A 1,695-nucleotide genomic window follows, 5' to 3' on the forward strand; every position below is an offset into this window, starting at 1 on the left:
CCTCCCACTACCGCGTCAAGCCGCGTCGTACCCGGTCGAACGGAGATGACCCCTTGACGCCGGGCCAAGCGGACGGCCGGCGGCGGTCTCGGGCAGGCGGTCCTTCTTCCGGGTGGCCTTGTCCTTCTTCTTCCCCTTCGTCTTGCCCGCCTTCGTGGCGTCTGCCGACGACTTGGCCCGGCTTGCGCTCCCGATGGCGGGTGTTTCGGGGTGGGCCTGGTCCCATGTCCGCTGCCAGCGTTTCTCCATGTTCTTCACGATCCGCCGGACGAGCCGGTCGGATACGTGCCCGTAGACGTCCTGGAGCTTGTCGGGGACGTGGTGCCCGAGCCGTCGCGCGCGGGCGACGTCGATGATGCCGTCGTCGATCATCCAGGTGTTGTGCGAGTGCCGCAGCCCGTGGAAGGTCAGGCCGGGCTTGAGCGGCGCCCACGCGCGCCGGCTGTCGCCGTAGACGGCGGGCCGCCAGTACCGCCGCGAGAATGTGGAGCGGCGCCACCAGCCGCCGTCGGGGCTGGTGAACACCACCCCGTCTACGGCCTGTTCCGTTCCGTTCGGGCTGGTGGTCTTCAACCCGTTGGCAGCGTGCTGGCGTTCGGTCTCCAACAGGGCGGCCAGGAACGGGGGGATGGCGATCTCTCGGGCGGACTCGGCGGTCTTGGGCGGTCCGAGGAAGCACCGCCCGTTGATCTCGTGCAGCGACCCGGTCTCGGGGTGCAGCGTGATGACACCGCGGACCAGGTCGATGTTGGCCCATCGCAGGCCGGTGGTCTCGCCCCACCGCATGCCGGTGTACGCGGCGCACAGCACCATGACGTACGTGTTCGACCCCGCGAGTTCCCGGATGCGCTCGGCGACGGCGAGGACTTCGCAGGGTTCGGCCCACACCGGCGCGGGCCGCTTGACGCGCGACCGGCGTCCGCGGCGCCGGCCGGCGGCGGGGTTGGCGGTGATGAGTCCTTCGTCGACGGCGTCGGCGAGGATCATCGACAGCAGCTTGGTGATGTGCGTGACGGTGGTGACGGCGTACCGGGTGCCGAGCGTGTTCTTCCAGATCCGTACGGCGGAGCGGGTGATGGCGGCGAGTTCGACCTCGCCCCAGCGGGGGAGGAGGTGGTTGCGCAGGATGCTCTCGTACATGCTGCGGGTCTCTTCGCCGACGTCGAGGGTGTCGCGCCAGGTATCGACCCACTCCCGCACCGGGGTCTGCCCCAGGGCGGGGTCGGTGAAGGTGCCGCGGCGCTGCTCGGTGTTGATCTCGTCTGCGCGGTCGTCGGCGGTGTCCTTGTCGGGGTAGCCGTTCTCGGAGCCGAGGGTGCCGTCGTCTTTGAGGTAGCGCACCCGCCACGTGGTGCCGTGTTTCTCGGACCAAGCCATGAGAAGAGTCCCTCCCACAGGGGTTCGGGGTCGCCCCGAGCCCGCGCGGCAACCGCGCGGCCCGGGGCCGGTCGCCGTCGATGGACGCTCCACTCCGCCAAGCCGTCAAGTCCCGTGTCGGGCAGCGGTGTTCCCTGCGGCGGAGCTTCCACGTGGGCTTTCACGGGGTGCGACGGGTTCGCTTTCCACGGCGCGGCTCGGTGCGGCCGGCAGCGACGATGTCCGCCAAGTCCTGCTCGGAGAAACGCAGATGCCGCCCGACGAAGGTGCACGGGACCACCCGCGCGGACACCTTCGCCCGCAACCACGACTCCCGCA

1 protein-coding gene is annotated in these 1,695 nt (G+C 70.2%); it reads right to left on the minus strand.

What is annotated here, in order from left to right:
- Positions 1 to 15: 15 nt before the first annotated feature.
- On the minus strand, positions 16 to 1,377 hold the full coding sequence (locus tag AB0C36_RS43100; protein ID WP_358365276.1) for a tyrosine-type recombinase/integrase: 1,362 nt from the start codon (positions 1,375 to 1,377) through the stop codon (positions 16 to 18).
- Positions 1,378 to 1,695: the final 318 nt, after the last annotated feature.

The organism is Streptodolium elevatio (assembly GCF_040649515.1).
Classification (GTDB): Bacteria; Actinomycetota; Actinomycetes; order Streptomycetales; family Streptomycetaceae; genus Yinghuangia; species Yinghuangia elevatio.